The sequence below is a fragment of the Blautia sp. TM10-2 genome, from assembly GCF_003480845.1.
GTDB classification, from domain to species: domain Bacteria; phylum Bacillota; class Clostridia; order Lachnospirales; family Lachnospiraceae; genus Fusicatenibacter; species Fusicatenibacter saccharivorans.
The window spans coordinates 48,580-64,192 of sequence record NZ_QUJZ01000012.1; the positions used below are offsets into that span (position 1 = coordinate 48,580).

The 15,613-nt window shown below is 47.8% G+C and carries 12 protein-coding genes and 1 pseudogene; 9 read left to right on the forward strand and 4 right to left on the reverse strand.

All coding sequences use genetic code 11. The features are described 5' to 3' along the window. Positions 1 to 170: 170 nt before the first annotated feature. A complete protein-coding gene (locus DXD92_RS13105) occupies positions 171 to 1,958 on the forward strand; it encodes an ABC transporter ATP-binding protein (protein ID WP_055267790.1) in 1,788 nt (595 codons plus the stop codon). A gap of 113 nt (positions 1,959 to 2,071) precedes the next feature. Beyond that, a pseudogene (locus tag DXD92_RS13110) lies at positions 2,072 to 3,757 on the forward strand (ABC transporter ATP-binding protein). A 159-nt stretch (positions 3,758 to 3,916) separates the two neighbouring features. Here DXD92_RS13110 and aroE read toward each other — a convergent pair. The 4 genes from aroE to DXD92_RS13130 all read right to left on the reverse strand — a co-directional run bounded on the left by aroE (position 3,917) and on the right by DXD92_RS13130 (position 9,025). Next, positions 3,917 to 4,789: a shikimate dehydrogenase gene (gene aroE, locus DXD92_RS13115; RefSeq protein WP_055218962.1), complete on the reverse strand. Its 873-nt coding sequence runs from the start codon at positions 4,787 to 4,789 to the stop codon at positions 3,917 to 3,919. Positions 4,790 to 4,990: 201 nt separating this feature from the next. Further along, complete coding sequence (locus DXD92_RS13120; RefSeq protein WP_334294803.1) at positions 4,991 to 5,881, reverse strand: quinate/shikimate dehydrogenase; 891 nt, start codon at positions 5,879 to 5,881, stop codon at positions 4,991 to 4,993. Between the two features lie 103 nt (positions 5,882 to 5,984). After that, entirely contained in the window at positions 5,985 to 8,006 is a 2,022-nt protein-coding gene (locus DXD92_RS13125; protein ID WP_118640690.1) for an oxidoreductase, read from the reverse strand. Between the two features lie 71 nt (positions 8,007 to 8,077). Further along, positions 8,078 to 9,025 carry a LysR family transcriptional regulator gene (locus tag DXD92_RS13130; protein WP_055218958.1) on the reverse strand — a complete coding sequence of 316 codons (948 nt, stop codon included), beginning with the start codon at positions 9,023 to 9,025 and terminating at the stop codon, positions 8,078 to 8,080. A 281-nt stretch (positions 9,026 to 9,306) separates the two neighbouring features. Between DXD92_RS13130 and DXD92_RS13135 the strand changes: the two genes are divergently transcribed. From DXD92_RS13135 to DXD92_RS19535, 7 genes are all read left to right on the forward strand, one after another. Next, positions 9,307 to 10,521, forward strand: coding sequence for an MFS transporter (locus DXD92_RS13135; protein ID WP_055218956.1), 1,215 nt, complete (start codon positions 9,307 to 9,309; stop codon positions 10,519 to 10,521). A 108-nt stretch (positions 10,522 to 10,629) separates the two neighbouring features. Beyond that, positions 10,630 to 11,391, forward strand: coding sequence for a type I 3-dehydroquinate dehydratase (gene aroD, locus DXD92_RS13140; protein WP_055218954.1), 762 nt, complete (start codon positions 10,630 to 10,632; stop codon positions 11,389 to 11,391). Between the two features lie 104 nt (positions 11,392 to 11,495). Next, the gene (locus DXD92_RS13145) at positions 11,496 to 12,128 is read left to right on the forward strand and encodes a TRAP transporter small permease (RefSeq protein WP_055218952.1); all 633 of its coding nucleotides are present in this window, start codon (positions 11,496 to 11,498) and stop codon (positions 12,126 to 12,128) included. Then, the gene (locus DXD92_RS13150; protein ID WP_055218950.1) at positions 12,128 to 13,417 is read left to right on the forward strand and encodes a TRAP transporter large permease; all 1,290 of its coding nucleotides are present in this window, start codon (positions 12,128 to 12,130) and stop codon (positions 13,415 to 13,417) included. The genes DXD92_RS13145 and DXD92_RS13150 overlap by 1 nt, the downstream gene beginning before the upstream one ends. A 16-nt stretch (positions 13,418 to 13,433) precedes the next feature. Next, on the forward strand, positions 13,434 to 14,465 hold the full coding sequence (locus DXD92_RS13155; RefSeq protein ID WP_082424515.1) for a TRAP transporter substrate-binding protein: 1,032 nt from the start codon (positions 13,434 to 13,436) through the stop codon (positions 14,463 to 14,465). A 148-nt stretch (positions 14,466 to 14,613) separates the two neighbouring features. Next, a complete protein-coding gene (locus DXD92_RS13160; RefSeq protein ID WP_055218948.1) occupies positions 14,614 to 15,282 on the forward strand; it encodes an SGNH/GDSL hydrolase family protein in 669 nt (222 codons plus the stop codon). Positions 15,283 to 15,431: 149 nt separating this feature from the next. After that, positions 15,432 to 15,563 (forward strand): DUF1016 N-terminal domain-containing protein, encoded by a 132-nt coding sequence (locus tag DXD92_RS19535; protein WP_278311623.1) that lies wholly within the window; start codon positions 15,432 to 15,434, stop codon positions 15,561 to 15,563. The last annotated feature ends 50 nt before the right edge of the window (positions 15,564 to 15,613 follow it).

Here is a 15,613-nt window from a genome sequence, read left to right on the forward strand (position 1 = left end):
CAGTATTTTTCTGGGAATATCAGTTTCGGAAAAATAGAAACATTCTATTTTTGTACAGTCGCATTATATCATATCCAAATGAAAATTGATACAATGGCGAAAGCATTTGAAAGAAAATTAATGCTGAATTTGGTAACTCAATTTCCTAAGATAAGGGGGGATATGAAAACATGAAAAGCAACACGAAACAATTCCCGAAAAACAAAATTGCGTGGCTGTGGGAAAACATGGAGGGAAAACGGGCGCTGTACTTTGTCGGTATTCTCGGAACCGTTTTGTACAATATTCTGCAGCTTACGATTCCCTATTTTTCGGGAAAAATTGTGGATCTGTTTTTAACTGGGGAGAACGCGGCGACAAATCTTCAGGTACACCGTGACCTGCTTTACCGCTTGCTGTTTGCGATGGTCGGCTTTACGTTCCTGCGTGTTATCGTTGTTTATGGCAGCTGTATGATCTATGAGACGGTGTCGCAGAGTGTTCTGTACCGGGTGCGGAATTATCTGTACGACAAGCTTCAGCGTCAGGATATGACGTTTTACAGTACCTATCGGACAGGAGATCTGATGACACGGCAGACAGGAGACCTGGATGCGGTGCGTCACATGGTTGCATGGGTTGTACGAATGGTGGTTGAGTCATTTTCTCTGTTTGCTGCAGCGGCCGTTTTCTTCCTGTATACGAACTGGAAGCTGGCACTGTGCGTTCTTGTGATTTCACCGTTTGTATTCTGGATTATCTATCTGTTCCGGAACCGCGTTGCCCCGATGCATGCGGCGCTGCGTGAAAAACTGGCACAGATGAATACATGCGCACAGGAGAATATTTCCGGAAACCGCGTTGTCAAAGCGTTTGCAAGAGAAGATTACGAAATCGAGAAATTCGACCGTGCCAATACCGACTATGCGGAGACGAATAAGGCAACCGGAATGGTATGGCTGAAATTTTTCCCGATTGTCGAGAGTATTGCGAACCTGATGCCGGTTGTCCTGCTCGCAGTCGGCGGTGTTTTTATGATCAGAGGACAGCTTACTATGGGAGACTATGTGGCATTTTCAGGCCTCATCTGGGCAATCGCCAATCCGATGCGTCAGATGGGAAATATCATGAACGAATTTCAGCGGTTCTCAGCAGCGTCGAAAAAGGTCATGGAGCTGTATTACTCCGAACCGAAAATCAGGGACGAAGAAAATGCCGTTTCCCATCCGGAGCGGTTTGAAGGCAAAATCGAGTTTGATAACGTTTCCTTCCAATACGAGGATGGTGATTTGCCGGTTCTGCACAATATTTCCTTCACGGCCCATCCGAACGAGACGGTTGCGATCATGGGCGAGACCGGCTGCGGCAAGACATCGCTGATCAATCTGATCCCGCGGTTTTATGAGCCGACAGAAGGACAGATCCGGATTGACGGAATTCCTGTAGAACAGCTGAAGCTGTATGATCTCCGAAAACAGATCGGACTTGCCACGCAGGATGTTCTGCTGTATTCTGACACGATCGAGGGAAACATTGCCTACGGCGATGATTCGATCAAGATGAACGAGGTTGTCAAGTTTGCAAGGTATTCCGCTGCGGCAGATTTCATTTCAAAGATGCCGGAGGGCTACGATACCCTGGTCGGAGAGCGCGGTGTTGGTCTTTCCGGAGGCCAGAAGCAGAGAATTTCTCTGGCAAGAGCACTGGCGATCCGTCCATCGGTTCTGATTCTTGACGATACAACATCGGCGGTTGATATGGAAACAGAGAAACAGATTCAGCAGTCCTTACGGGAGCTTGATTTTCCATGTACCAAGATTGTGATTGCACAGCGAATTTCGACAACGAAAACAGCGGACAAGATTATTGTTCTGCAAAATGGCTATATTGAAGAAATGGGAACACATGAGGAACTGATGGAGAAGAAGGGTTACTATTATGAACTGGTGAAGCTGCAGACCGGTGTGGATGAACTGTAGGAGGGGAAGCAATGGCAAAAAATACATACAAGCAGGATGAAGTGCTCGAAGAGCCGTTTGACATCAAGCATCTGCTCAGAGCTTCATCCTATATCAAAAAATATGCAAAACGGATGGTTTTTGCGATCCTTTTGAGTGGCATCGGCGGTGCGTCCGGCTATGTGGCGCCGATGGTTATCCAGCGGGCGCTGGACCTTGCAATTCCGGAGAAAAACGAGAGGCTTTTATTTTCTCTTGTGGGAATGCTGGTCGGCATCTATCTGGTGAGCGTGATCTTCACAACAATCCGAAGCCGCATTATGGTGGATGTCAGTCAGAGTATCATCTATGATATCCGAAAAGATTTGTTTGCACATCTGCAGGAGCTGCCGTTCCAGTATTACGATGACCGCCCGCACGGCAAGATCCTGATTCGGGTTGTCAACTACGTCAACTCGGTATCGGATATGCTGTCAAATGGTCTGATCAACATCGTTCTGGAGAGCTTCAACCTTCTGTTTATCGTGATTTTCATGTTTCTGGTTGATGTGCAGATGGCATTTGTCGTGCTCTGCGGCGTGCCGGTGCTGTGCGTTTTCATGGTCTGGATCAAGAATAAACAGAGACGTGCATGGCAGGCAGTTTCGAACAAGAACTCAAACCTGAATGCCTATCTGCAGGAGAATATTGTCGGAGCCCGCATTACGCAGATCTTTGCACGAGAGGATGAGAATGCGGAGATTTTCAAAGATCTTTCCAAGGATTGCCGCAGAACATGGAATACAGCAGTTCGCTATTCCAACCTGGTATGGCCGGGTATCGATTCAATTTCCGTCTGCGTGCGTGCTGCCATTTTTCTGTCCGGTCTGATCCTTTTCGGGCAGGGAAATAAGTCGGTTGGTACGATTGTAGCGATTTCGAGCTATGCATCGTATTTCTGGCAGCCGATCATGAACCTTGGAAACATCTTCAATAACTTTATCAACAACATTGCGTATCTGGAACGTATCTTTGAGACGATGGATGAGCCGGTGACGGTAAAGGATGCAAAAGATGCCGTTGAAATGCCAAAAATCCGCGGTGAGGTGACCTTCGATCACGTAAATTTCTCGTACGATGCGTCAAAACAGATCTTAAACGATGTTTCGTTTACGGTAAAACCGGGTGAGAGTGTGGCGCTTGTCGGACCGACCGGAGCCGGAAAGAGTACGATTGTCAATCTGATTTCACGGTTTTACAATGTCAATGGCGGTCGCGTCCTGATCGATGGACAGGATATCTCGTAGGTGACCATTCATTCCCTGCGTGAGCAGATGGGTATTATGATGCAGGACAGCTTTATTTTCTCGGGAGATATTGAGGATAATATCCGTTACGGAAAGCTTGACGCAACGCATGAGGAGATTGTGAAGGCGAGCAGAACTGTCTGTGCGGACGAGTTTATCAGCAAAATGCCGGATCGCTATCAGACGGAGGTAAGGGAGCGTGGTTCCATGCTGAGCCAGGGACAAAAGCAGCTCATTTCGTTTGCGCGTACCCTGCTTTCCGATCCGGCCATTCTGATTCTCGATGAGGCGACCTCAAGCATTGACGTACAGACCGAAAAAGCACTGCAGACGGGACTCAATGCCATGCTGAAGGGCAGAACCTCATTTATCATTGCGCATCGTCTGTCTACGATCCGCAACTGCGATAAGATTATGTATATCGATAACGGCGGTATTATGGAGAGCGGAACACATGATGAGCTGATGGCAAAGAAAGGCCATTATTATAAACTGTATACAGCACAGCTTGATGAAGTACAGAAAGCGGGCTGATCAAAAAAAGATCATAAAAAAGATTATAAAAAAGGCTTCTGCCAGCGGATAAAAATCCGTGGCAGAAGCCTTTTGCCGTTTCTTGTTCGTGTCGCTTTTTGCGCGTGTCGCCGAAGCGACCCGCCGCAGGCGGAAAATTCGGCAAAGCAGGAGTTCTTCTTATTTTCCGGAGAAGTATTTCTCTTTGATGATCTCAACCGGCATATCCTCGCCAGTCCACAGTTTGAAGGAAGCAGCTCCCTGGTATAACAGCATGTACATACCGTTTCCGGTCTTGCATCCAGCCTCTTTTGCCTCACGCAGCAGGCGGGTTTCCTGCGGATTGTAGATCACATCGAAAACGAAGAGGTCTTTGTGGAACATCGTTGTGTCGGTGATGATGGTGTTCTCGGTTTTTGGAGCCATTCCGACGGAAGTTCCGTTGACAAGAATGGCGCTGTCTGCGATGGATGCGCGAAGGACTTCCGGATCGGAGAAGTCGTGCAGGGTAACCTTGCAGGAAGTACGCTCATTGAGTTTTGCAACGATTTCCTCGGCTCTTCCGAAGAAATTGTCTCTGACGTTGAATACATTGATCTCAGCTACGCCGTCGAGGGCTGCCTGTACCAGGATTGCAGTAGCAGCGCCGCCGGCACCGAGCAGAGTCATCTTTTTGCCGATGATGTCTACGCCGTTTTCTGCAACTGCTCTCATGAAGCCGACACCGTCGGTGGTGTAAGCGGTGAGAACGCCGTTGTCGTTGACGATGGTATTACATGCGCCGGAGATCTCCGAAGCAGGAGAAACCTTGTCTGCCAATTTGCACATGATATTTTTGCCAGGCATGGTGATGTTCCAGCCTCTTGCACCCATGGTGCGGAGTCCTTCGACTGCCTGCGGCATTTTGTCTTCCGGTACATCAAAGGCAAGGTAGCTATAATCAAGGCCGAGCTGGTCGCATGCTTCGTTGTGCATTTCCGGAGAAACACTGTGTGCAACCGGGCTTCCGAGTAAACATAATAATCCGGTGTGTCCTGTGATGTGTTTTGACATAGTTTGAAATCCTCTCTCTCCTCGTATTTCCGCATGATGATAAATCGTGCTGTAGCACTTTAAACTGCTACTATATGAAGTGAATTATACTCCAGATGCCGAAAGAAAGCAAGAAAAAAAGAGGAAATGACGCAAAGTTCATTTCCTCTTTTCGTGTTGGTTTTTGATTAAGGTTTAAGATGGAAAAGATTCGCCCGGAAATCAGATTCCAAGTTTCTCTTTCATGTAGTCAACCGGAGTATCTTTTCCGGTGTACAGCTTGATTGCGATGAGTGCCTGGAACAGCATCATGCCCATGCCGTTGAATACTTTCTCACATCCTGCTTCTTTTGCCTGTTTCATCATAACAGTTTCACGCGGAGCGTAAACGGTATCCGTTACAATGAGATCTTTTTTAAAGAAGGAAGGATCAGGAATGTTGGAAAGGTCTTCCAGTGGATGCATTCCTACGCCGGTAGCATCGCAGAACAGGTCAGCTGCGTGCATTTTTTCTTTCAGGAGATCTTTGTCTGCCAGGTCGTTCATGGTAGCCTTGCAGTTGGTGTTCTTGTTGATCAGATCAACAATTTCCTCTCCACGGCTGTAGAATTTGTCTTTGATGTTGAAGATTTCGATTTCTGCAACGCCATCCAGAGCACCGCGTACTGCAATTGCAGTAGCGGCACCGCCGGTTCCGATCAGGACCATCTTCATTCCCTTGAAATCGATGCCTTCTTCGGTCAGTGCCTGCCAGTATCCCATACCATCGGTGTTGTAGCCTTTCAGTTTTCCGGTTACCTGACCGTTTTCGTCGCGGAGGTTGACTACGGTATTGATAGCGCCGCATAACTTAGCTGCTTCATCTACTTCGTCCAGATATTTGTGGACAACAGTTTTGTTTGGCATGGAAATATTGGAACCGAGCATTTTCAGCGCGCGGATACTCTGCACAGCATCTTTTAAAGAATCGTTATCAACTTCGAAAGCAAGCTGAATGACATCATCTCCGTTTTTGTCGTATGCAAGGTTGTGGGTTGTCGGAGACTGGGTATGACGGATCGGGTAAGCCATTAATCCAACTAATTCGGTATGTCCTGTTACGTTTGGCATGATATTTTCCTCTTTTCTTTTTTCATGCTGCGCTGTTTCGGTTTGAAAAAGAGGCAGCGCAGCAGATGATATACAGTTTTTTTGTCGGGCTGCTTAAAGTCGATACTTACTCAAGCGGCTCCAGATGCAGGTATCCCTGGGATTCCAGTACGTTCAGGATAGCGCGGCCTTCCATGGTACCTTCCATGATACGGCGTGCGCGTACGGAATCGCCGATGGTGTATACATAAGTATTGGTATCAGCGAATGCTTCCTGGATCTCCGGCAGAACCGGGTTGTTGGAGCGCATTCCAAGGCAGTTGAATCCGTAATCGAATTCAAGATCCTGAATGGTTCCATCTGGAAGTTTTACTGTGAATGCATTCTCTTTTACTTCCTGAAGAGCAGTGTTGACATATTCTTTTACGCCGTATTTGTCGTGTGTTTCGCGCATGGAGCATTTGGTGATCGGGTCTGCAAGCATACCGATCTGCGGCAGCATATCGATGATGGTACACTCGGCGCCTCTCGGTGCAAAGTATTCAATAACGTCAAGTCCTACGGAACCGCCGCCGACTACAACGACTTTCTTGCCCTGACAGGCTTCTTCCGGATATTTTCCGGCGTTTACATTGTTGATCATACCAAAGATGGTATTTACGTTTCCGGCATCGATGTTCTCTTTCAGGCCTTTGATCGGCGGAACAAGCGGAACGGAACCGGTGGAGTTTACAATGATGTCCGGTTTGAACTGTTTGATCTTATCCACCGTAGCTTCGGTGTTGAGGAAAATATACAGGTTTTTCAGTCTGGCGGCTCTTGCCTCAAGGTATTTCGGGAAGTCTTTCATACGGGTCTTGCTTGGAAGATCGGAGATGAAAGTGGAAAGACCGCCGATGTGATCGTTTTTCTCAAGTACGAAAACGTTGCATCCGACTTCTGCTGCGGTGCAGGCTGCTTCCATACCGGCAGTACCGGCGCCGACAACAACAACGTTACAGTTTTTATTTACTTTCAGTGCTTTGTAAACATCGCCTTCCGGAACAGCCGGGTTTACGGTACAGCGGATCGGGCGGTTGACACCGATACGGTTTCCGGCACATCCAACGTTACAGGAGATACATTTCCGAAGAAGATCTTCCTCGCCGTTCTCAACTTTTTTCACCCAGTTCGGCTCAGCGATCAGGCCGCGTCCCATTCCGACGATATCTACATCGCCGCTCTCGAGAACTTTTTCAACGACCTTCGGGTCACGGTAGTTACCAGCATTGATAACCGGTTTTTTGAATTTATCTTTTACGGCTCTTGCCATGTAGGAACGCCATCCATCCGGCAGGAAGTTGGAGTCAATCTGATACTGCAGGGATGGGTTGAGGCCGCAGGATACGTCATACATATCTACGAACTCATCCAGGTACTCGAGGTACTCGAGGGTATCTTCCAGAGTATTTCCTCCCGGAACACGCTCCTCAGCAGAGATACGAACGATGATCGGGAACCACGGTCCGACGTTTTTGCGTACTTCTTCGAGAACCATACGCGGGAAGCGCAGGCGGTTTTCTACGGAACCACCGAATTCATCGGTTCTTTTATTGTAATACGGGGAAATGAACTGGCTCATCAGATAGGAGTGACCACAGTGGATTTCAACGGCATCGAAGCCGATGGCCTGCACACGTTTTGCGGCCTCGCCGTATTTTTTCACGGTTGTCATGATTTCTTCTTTTGTCATCGGGCGAGGGGTTTCTCCGCCGGCTTTTGTCGGGATGTTGGAAGAAGAAACGGTTTCCATACCGGTTCTTGCGGAAGATGCGGAAGCTCCGGCGTGGTTGATCTGGATCGCTACGGTAGCACCGTTTTTATGAAGGTTTTCGACTAACTGATAGTAGCGCGGCATAAAGCTGTCGTGGTCGATACGGATCTGGCTGGTTCCGTTGGAACCGACCGGGTACTCGATGTTGGCGTTCTCCAGAATAATAAGACCAACGCCGCCTTTTGCGCGGAGAGAGTAGTAGTTCATATGACGGTTACTCATTTCACCGCTTGTCTCACCGTAGTTGGTTCCCATCGGGGTCATTGCAATACGGTTTTTAATCGTTGTTCGTTTGATGGTAATTGGCTCGAAAATTTTTGGGTAAGCACTCTTCATGAAAATTTCTCCTTATTCATTACATGAGCGGTAATCCTCTGTTTGTGACAAATCCATCATAACTCTTTCGACTAAAAATTAACAATATCTTTCAGATAAACTTTTGATACGTTTTCGCTATCGTTTCTGGACTCTTCGATAATGTCAGCGTGCTGTTTCATGTATTCGGTAAACCGTTCGACAGCCGGAAGCCGGTAGCGGTTCTTCATCCAGAACATAAAAGTCTGATGATAAATCTCGAGACCTTTCAGTGTGTGGATGCGGATACCGTCTGCCTGTTCCAGAATATCGGTTCGCGGCATGAGCGCGATGCCGAAGTTTTCGCGTACCAGTGCCACAATCGAATATTCATCCGGGCATTCCATGATAATATTGGGATGAAGCTGATATTTGCGGTAGAGATGACCGGTGTAGGCCCCCATCCAGGATGCGCGGTCGTAGCCGATCACCGGATAACGGGTAAGCTTTACAAGCGGAACCTCCGGTTCGTCGGCAATCGGATGCTGTTCCGGGGACACGATGACAAGCGGCTGCTGGATCAACGGAAAAAACTCCATGTCGTCGCGCTTTAAAAAGCCGCCAAACCCAAGATCGAGTTCGCCGGATTTCACCTTCTGTGCAATGGCCGGGGTATGGTTCTGCCAGAAGCTAAAGGCAACATTTTTGTTTTCTTCTTGGTCCAGAAAGGTGCGGACATTGTGCGGAATATAATGTCCGGCAAGTGGAAAAATATAACCGATGTTGATTTTTCCGCCACCGGAGGCGAGTTCTTTCATCTTGCCTGCCGCAATGTCACAGTCGCCTGCGATCCGGTCTGCATGCTCCAGGAAAAGACGGCCGGCATTGGTAAGGACAACACCGCGCCCTTTCTTTTCAAACAGCGTGATTCCAAGCTCACTTTCAAGGGCGGCCATCGAACGGCTCAGGGATGGCTGGGAAATATAAAGCTCCTCTGCCGCCTGGTGATAATTTTCCAGCCGGGCGACCTTTCGGAAATAGAGAATCTGATTCAGTGTCATGTGGTTTTTCCTCCTGAAAAAATGGTTCCGTAAGAAAGTCTTTGCTTCCTCTTATTATGATAACTCAAGTATACCATATCAATGCATTCAATGCATTGATTTTTTCCTTTAAAAGCATTAGACCGCACACACTTTCACTGTTAAAATAAAGGCAAATGTTATTTTTTTAACATTCACGAAACTGGTAATCTGTTGTTTGTGACAAAACAAAAGGATGAACCGAACAGAGGAAAAAGACAATTTGACCTCAACACATGATCTATTTAAAAAGGAGAGAAACCATGAACAAGAAATACCTGCCAAGTGCATTAATTTTGTACTTGAACTACTTTATCCACGGTGTTGGATGCTCTATTCTGGGCCAGGCAGTCATCAAAGAGGCTCTGGCAGCAGCATGGGGAGTGGAAGCAATGGCAATTACCGCAATTTCCGCAGCACTCGGTCTTGGCCGTCTGATCGCACTGCCATTTGCAGGTCCTCTGTCCGACAAGCTCGGACGTCGCATTTCCACCGCAATCGGAAGTGCTTCTTATGCAATTTATCTGATCGGCCTTGCCCTTGCATTTAATGCAGGAACACACGGTGGTTATACCATCGCTTACGTATGCGCCATTATCGGCGGTATCGCAAACTCCTTTCTGGATACCGGTATTTACCCGGCAGTATCCGAAATTATTTACAAAGCTCCGAGCGTTGCTACTATGGGAATCAAATTCTTCATCGCAATCGCACAGATGCTGCTTCCATTTGTTCTTGGTGTAGCGGTTACTTCTACCGCAGCCGGCTTTACCTCCTACAATCCGTTATTCTATGGATGCGGAATTGCGTATATCGTACTTTTTGTACTGGTATTCCTGTTCCCGCTGCCAGATGCTGACCAGAAAGCATCCGGCAAAAAAGAGGGTCTGATCGACAGCCTGAAGCATACCCATTTCTCTTTCGAGTCCATCGCCATGATCCTGATCGGATTCACCTGCACCGGTACCTTCCAGCTGTGGCTGAACTGCGCGCAGAACTTTGCAAAAGAAAATGTAGGCTGGGCGAATCCGTCCATCATGCAGACCTACTATTCTGCAGGAACTATGCTGGCACTCGTTGTAACCGCATTCCTGACCAGAAAAATCAAAGACGTTCGTTTCATCGTTGTTTACCCGGCTATCTGCCTTGTAACAATGATCGCTGTCCTGATGGGACAGAGTAAACCGCTGATGATCGCCGGTGCTTTCATTATCGGATGGGCTGGTGCAGGCGGACTGCTTCAGATCGCAACTTCCGTTTGCAACATGCTGTTCCCGAAAATCAAAGGAACCGTAACCGCACTGGTTATGATCGCATCTTCTCTCTGCAACTACACCATCCTGACCGCAGCATCTAAAATGCAGCCGTCCGGCGTTATGACCATGAATATCGTTCTGACCGCAGTTGGTGTTGCACTTGGACTGTTTGTAAATATCCGCTATAAAAAAATGGTTGAACTTGCACAGCAGGACAATTAAAATGAGGTTAAGGATTGCGGAAGTACGAAGTACCAAGGAATCCGGACGTGAAAAAGAAAAGCCTGCAAAGAAAAGTCAGGGTTAAATTGAAGAAAGAAGGAAAAACACATGAATACAGTAAAAGTTCGTGATATTGAAATCGGTGCCGGCGCACCGAAAATCATCGTTCCGATCGTAGGTGTTACCAAAAACGATATCATCGAAGAAGCAAAAACCTTCCATTCGATTCCGGTTGATGTTGTAGAATGGCGTGTAGACTGGTTTGAAGGCGTATTCGACTTTGCGCAGGTAGAGGACGTGTTAAAAGACCTCCGCGAAGCACTCGGCAATATTCCGCTTCTGATGACGTTCCGTACCTCCAAAGAAGGCGGCGAAAAAGCTATCGAGCCGGCAGCCTATGCGGAGCTGAACATCAAAGCAGCACAGACCGGATATGTAGATCTGATCGACGTTGAAATTTTTACCGGAGACGAGATCGTAAAAAAAATCATCGATGGTGCACACGCAGCAGGTGTAAAGGTTATCGCTTCCAATCATGATTTCTTCAAAACTCCTGCAAAAGCAGACATCATCTACAGACTGCGCAAAATGCAGGATATGAACGCAGATATTCCGAAGATTGCTGTTATGCCGCAGAACAGGAAAGACGTTTTGACCCTGCTTGCGGCAACAGAGGAAATGGCCACCAATTATGCGGACAGACCGATCATCACCATGTCTATGGCAGGCACCGGTGTAATCAGCCGTCTCTGCGGTGAGGTATTCGGTTCTTCCATGACCTTCGGCGCGGCAAAGAAAGCATCCGCACCGGGTCAGATGGGTGTGAATGATCTGAGCACCGTTCTGGATCTGCTTCACAAAGCCATGTAACCGTTTTTTCTTTAGGGGACACCGGTATTTTTAGCTTTGCTGTTGATGCCGATGTCCCTTTTGTATTATTGTTCTGTTATAAATTTAACGGAGGTATGCCTTTTATGAAGAGAATATTTCACTGGCTGGATGAAAATCTCGAAGAATTTCTTCTTGTGATCGGTCTGATCGCCATGACGCTGATCATGGGAGTCCAGGTTTTCTGTCGTTACGTTCTTGGCATGTCGCTGTCGTGGTCGGAAGAGCTGACCAGATATATTTTTATCTGGTGCGGTTTTTTAAGCGTCAGCTACTGCAGTAAGAAATGCCTTTCCATCAAGATCGAGCAGTTTGTTGCGATTTTCCCGCGGAGAGGAAAAGCCATCTTCAAAATTGTGAATCATACATTTGAACTGATTTTTTTCATCTATATGATTCCGTTTGCTTTTTCCTATATGATGTCGTCGGTTAAAAGCGGCCAGCTTTCCCCGGCCTGCAAAATTCCGATGTACTTTATCCAGGCAGCACCGCTCGTCTCCTTTGTGCTGGTTGCCTTTCGTGTTCTGCAGCGGTGGATGATCGAGTTCCGCGTGGCACGCGGTGAGAACGTTTTCGACCCGGCCCATCCGGAGCGCAATACGCCGGAATCCTTCATTGAGGCAAATGCCGGAGCAGATAACGCCACAGAAAATGCCCTGAACGCGGGTATCGACAACCGCATTCATACGATTAAAAATTCAAACGAGGAGGAACGCTAATGCCGGTCGTAGTATTATTTTTGATTTTTGTTGCATTGCTGGTCATCGCTGTTCCGGTATCGATTACCCTTGGAATCACATCTGTGCTTCCGTCGGTGTTTGACCCGTCCTTTACGGTAGGAGCCAAATATCTGATCCGTGCCATGTTCGGAGGTCTCGATTCCTTCCCCCTGCTGGCAGTTCCGATGTTCGTCCTCTCCGGTATCATCATGGCTAAGGGAGGCATCTCCAAAAAACTGTTTGATGTCTTTGCCTATTTTCTCGGAAAATTCACCGCAGGTATGCCGTGCGCTGTTATCGTCACCTGCCTTTTTTATGGTGCGATTTCCGGTTCCGCTCCGGCGACCGTTGCTGCTGTCGGAAGCATGACAATTCCGATTCTGACTACTCTTGGTTATGATCTGACATTCTCCACAGCGATTGTGGCAGTTGCCGGCGGCCTTGGCGTTATCATTCCCCCGAGTATTCCGTTCATCATGTACGGTATGGCTTCCGGCGCTTCGGTCAGTGACCTGTTCCTTGCCGGAATTGTACCGGGTCTGATGATCGGTCTGCTGCTGATGGTTTATGCCGTTTATCACTGCAAACGGTATGGGGAGGACAAAGAGAAGATCCATGCAGAAGTCAAAGTGCTGCATGACAAAGGCCTGCTTTGCGTTTTAAAAGAGAGCTTTTTTGCACTGCTCAGCCCGGTGATCATTCTTGGCTGTATCTACAGCGGTGTCGCTTCCCCGACTGAGGCGGCTGTTATCTCCGTATTCTATGCATTGATCATCAGCCTTTTTGTGTACAGGAGTATCCGCATCCGCGACATCTGGTCCATTCTGGTTGAGGCGATTCGCACCTTCACTCCGATCCTGTTCATTCTGGCGGCATCGACGGCATTTTCCCGTGTGCTGACGCTGATGCAGGTACCGCAGACGGTCAGCGAGTTTATCCTGAACAACTTCCACAGCCCGGTTGCGATCCTTCTGATCATCAACGTATTCCTGCTGATTGTCGGAATGGTGATGGATACCACACCGGCAATCCTGATTCTGACCCCGATCCTTCTGCCGATCGTACAGGCAATCGGTATGGATCCAATTCAGTTTGGTGTGATCATGGTTGTCAACCTTGCGATCGGCTTCGTAACACCGCCGATCGGCGTCAACCTGTTCGTGGCAAGCTCCCTGACCGAGGTTCCGGTCATGCAGATCGCAAAGAAGGCTATGCCGATGATCGGTTTCTTCCTCGCGGCACTGCTGCTGATTACATTTATTCCGGCGATTTCGATTGGAATTTTATAGGGAGGAGCGAAGGACAATGAAAAAGATGACAAAAAAGAAAAAGCTTTTCCGAAAAGTGACGGCACTTGCCGCTGTCGTTGCGCTTGGCGCATCGCTTGCCGGCTGCGGCTCTTCCGGAGAAGAGACGACACAGCGCTATTCCTGGCCACTGGCAACGGCGAGCCCGGAGGACACGGTAACACAGATCTTCGCTGAGAAGTTCGCGGAAGAGATTTCGGAGCTGAGCGATGGAAGGATGAAAATTCAGGTTTACGCAAACTCAACGCTCGGCGGCGACCGCGATCTGCTGGAAACGTGTGCCGACGGCGATATTCCGTTTGTCGTACAGAATACGGCACCGCAGGTTTCCTTTATGGGTGATCTTGCCGTGTTTGATCTGCCGTGTGTGTTTGATTCTCTCGATGAATGCCGTGAGAAGATCGATAATCCGGAGTTTTACGAGCTGATCAGCAACGTTTATACGGAGGGAGGCTATCACCTGCTCGGTATGGCAGATCAGGGATTTCGTGTCATGAGTACGAATAAGCCGGTTTACAGCTTTTCGGATTTCAAGGGTCAGAAGATCCGTACCATGGAGAACAGCTACCATCTGGCATTCTGGAAAGCCATCGGTGCCAACCCGACGCCGATGAGCTTCAGTGAGGTTTACATCGGCCTGCAGCAGCACACGATTGATGCACAGGAGAACCCGTATGAGGTCATCGTTTCGAATAATCTGTATGAGCAGCAGGATTACGTAGTGGAGACGAACCATCTGCCGCATCTGATTTCCCTGATCGTCAACGATGATTTCTTCCAGGATCTGCCTGCAGACGAGCAGGAGATCATGACCGAGGCCGCAAAGATTGCGACCGAGTACGCAAGAGAGCAGTCCGATGCCCGTATTGTCGACAAGATCGCGAAAATCGAGGAGAGCGGAACGAAGATTCTGACACTCGATGACCAGACAAGAGCTGACATCCGCGAGGCATCCCAGAGCGTGTATGAGTCGATCAAAGAGAATATTGATCCGGCGATTTACAATGCGTATATGGATGGAATTGAGTAAGAAAAGAAAATGAAATTCCCGGCTGCGGGGCACTGAAAAACAGTGTTTCGCGGCCGGATTTTTTTACACAAAATTTGCCTTGCACGGTCGAAACTGTAAGACTATAATGGGTTCAGATGGTTTTTCTAAATTTATGGGAGGCAAAAAAATGATTTTTAAACACATGGACCGGATTGTATTTGCAGGGGATTCCGTAACGGATATGGAGAGTGCACAGCCGGTGGGGGAAGGTTTATTTGAAAATGTCGGAAAGAGCTACGTCAGAATTGTTGAGAACATGCTGTCTGCATTTTACCCGGAGGTATACATTCGTGTGACAAACTCCGGTATCAGTGGAAACACAAGCCGCGATCTGCTGCAGCGGTTTGACCGCGACGTTGTTTCCCTGAACCCGGACTGGGTTTCTATTTGCATCGGTATCAACGATGTCTGGAGACAGTTCGACAGCCCGGCTATGCCGGATGTCCAGGTATCTCCGGAGGAGTACCGTTCTAACGTCGAACAGATGATTCTCTCCGTAAAAGATAACGTAAAAGGTGTTTTTCTCATGACCCCATATTATATGGAGCCAAATGCAGAGGACTGGATGAGAAAACGTATGGATACGTATGGGGCAATCTGCCGTGAGCTGGCCGAAAAATATGGCTGCTGTTTTATCGATCTGCAGGCTGTTTTTAATGATTACTTCCAATACCGTCATTCTTCCTACATTGCATGGGATCGGATTCACCCGAACCAGATCGGTGCAACCGTGATTGCGCGGGCGTTTTTGGAGAAATGCGGATTTGACTACAATCACAGACCGGGAGAGGAATAAAAACTAATATAAATACCATAACAAAAGCAGAAATTTGCGTTTTCGCGAGACGTGCAGATTTCTGCTTTTGTAACCCACTAAGCGATATCATAATTACCAGAGCTTGTCGGAATGGAAAGTTGTCGGAAGGATAGAAACTCGCACCACTGGTGCGAGAAATTAGTTGGAACAATAATATTATCATTATGGAAAAATGCAAGGATAACTTGCAGCGGGAATTTTATATTCGAATGACAAAAAGATATGGCTGGACGAAAAGAGTTTTAGCTAATTCTGTCTGAAAACGGCGGATAGAGTCGAAAAAAGAGAAAAAGAATCGGTAAAATTTTGC

Excerpts from the sequence above, each read along its gene's own strand:
- DXD92_RS13105 (WP_055267790.1), top strand. The coding sequence starts at position 171 with ATGAAAAGCAACACGAAACAATTCCCGAAAAACAAAATTGCGTGGCTG.
- aroE (WP_055218962.1), bottom strand. The coding sequence starts at position 4,789 with ATGTCAAAACACATCACAGGACACACCGGATTATTATGTTTACTCGGA.
- DXD92_RS13125 (WP_118640690.1), bottom strand. The coding sequence starts at position 8,006 with ATGAAGAGTGCTTACCCAAAAATTTTCGAGCCAATTACCATCAAACGA.
- DXD92_RS13130 (WP_055218958.1), bottom strand. The coding sequence starts at position 9,025 with ATGACACTGAATCAGATTCTCTATTTCCGAAAGGTCGCCCGGCTGGAA.
- DXD92_RS13135 (WP_055218956.1), top strand. The coding sequence starts at position 9,307 with ATGAACAAGAAATACCTGCCAAGTGCATTAATTTTGTACTTGAACTAC.
- aroD (WP_055218954.1), top strand. The coding sequence starts at position 10,630 with ATGAATACAGTAAAAGTTCGTGATATTGAAATCGGTGCCGGCGCACCG.
- DXD92_RS13145 (WP_055218952.1), top strand. The coding sequence starts at position 11,496 with ATGAAGAGAATATTTCACTGGCTGGATGAAAATCTCGAAGAATTTCTT.
- DXD92_RS13150 (WP_055218950.1), top strand. The coding sequence starts at position 12,128 with ATGCCGGTCGTAGTATTATTTTTGATTTTTGTTGCATTGCTGGTCATC.
- DXD92_RS13155 (WP_082424515.1), top strand. The coding sequence starts at position 13,434 with ATGAAAAAGATGACAAAAAAGAAAAAGCTTTTCCGAAAAGTGACGGCA.
- DXD92_RS13160 (WP_055218948.1), top strand. The coding sequence starts at position 14,614 with ATGATTTTTAAACACATGGACCGGATTGTATTTGCAGGGGATTCCGTA.